General features: G+C 37.7%; 1 protein-coding gene. It reads left to right on the plus strand.

What is annotated here, in order from left to right; all coding sequences use genetic code 11:
* Nucleotides 1-76 precede the first annotated feature (76 nt).
* Nucleotides 77-1,192: an IS4 family transposase gene (locus tag BFU02S_RS15805; protein WP_066372751.1), complete on the plus strand. Its 1,116-nt coding sequence runs from the start codon at nt 77-79 to the stop codon at nt 1,190-1,192.
* The last annotated feature ends 156 nt before the right edge of the window (nt 1,193-1,348 follow it).

Genomic DNA, 1,348 nt, shown 5'->3' on the forward strand with positions numbered 1-1,348 from the left:
GCGCAAAGAAAAAGTCCTTTATAATGGATAGGTCAGGTGGTAATCCGTCCAAATCCACTAATAAAGGACAACACTCATGGACAAGATTACACGAAAAACTTCATTTGGACAATGGTTTTCACCAATCAATTCGAAAGTTTTTGAAGAACAGGTGAAAACATTGGGATTAGATTCCTATACGAAAAAATTAACGACGGAATCGTTTCTAAAATTACTGCTTTTTGCGCAGCTACAAGAGGTAGAAAGCCTTCATGCGCTTGGTGATTGTCTTTTCGATGACCAACTTCAAAAGGAAATTAGCCTTGATTCTATTAGTATTTCTCAGCTTTCACGCCGTTTAAATGGGTTGAATCCTGATCTATTCCAAAGGCTTTTTCTTGATTTGGTGTCCCAAATTCATGTCAAAACACATTACACAAAACTTGTGATGCCATTAAAAATCATCGATTCAAGCACTTTGCCACTGAATTTGACGAATCATAAATGGGCAAAATTCCGCAAAACGAAGGCAGGAGTAAAACTGCATCTTCGGCTTGTATTTATGGAAAAAGGCATTTCTTACCCAGAAAAAGCCGTGATGACAACGGCAAAAGAACATGACCGTGGCCAGCTTGAAATCTTGGTAGATGACAAAGAATGCATGTATGTGTTCGACCGTGGTTACTTAGATTACGAACGTTTTGACCGCATGACCGATGATGGTTACTTTTTTCTTTCAAGACTACGTAAAAACGCTGTTATACGGGAAGTTTACAACTTTAAACTGCAGGAAAATTCTTCTGTTTTATCAGACCAAATGGTGTTGATTGGAACCACACAAAATCGTGCTGAAAATTACTTTCGACTGATAAAAGTTCTGGATTCAAAAGGCAATGAACTCCATTTAATCACCAATCGTTTCGATTTGGAAGCTGATGAAATTTCAGAGATGTACAAATCACGCTGGGCCATTGAGTTATTTTTCAAATGGATCAAACAACACCTCAGTATAAAAAAGTTTTACGGTCAAAGCGAATGGGCGATTCAGAATCAAGTCTTCATTGCACTCATTGTTTTTTGCCTGCATGTACTCGCGCAAATTGAAACAAAAAGCCAGAGAAAAATCCTACAAATCAGTCGATATTTAAGGGCTTCTTTGTGGAAACCAGCGCATATCTGGCTTCGAAGGATTGAAGGAAAAACTACTCCTTAATCAGAAATTGTCGTTGTCGCACAGGTCTATCAGGTTTAATTGTAAATAAACTTCCAAATGGACAAGGCCACCTTCAATTAGGTATTTAACTTTTTGGCTCCTAAAAGGAAAAATAATTTAACTGAAGATTCCGACACCATTTATGCAACACTAGTG

Origin of the sequence: Neobacillus fumarioli NBRC 102428 (assembly GCF_001591485.1) — a bacterium.
GTDB classification, from domain to species: domain Bacteria; phylum Bacillota; class Bacilli; order Bacillales; family Cytobacillaceae; genus Neobacillus; species Neobacillus fumarioli.

Excerpts from the sequence above, each read along its gene's own strand:
- BFU02S_RS15805 (WP_066372751.1), top strand. The coding sequence starts at position 77 with ATGGACAAGATTACACGAAAAACTTCATTTGGACAATGGTTTTCACCA.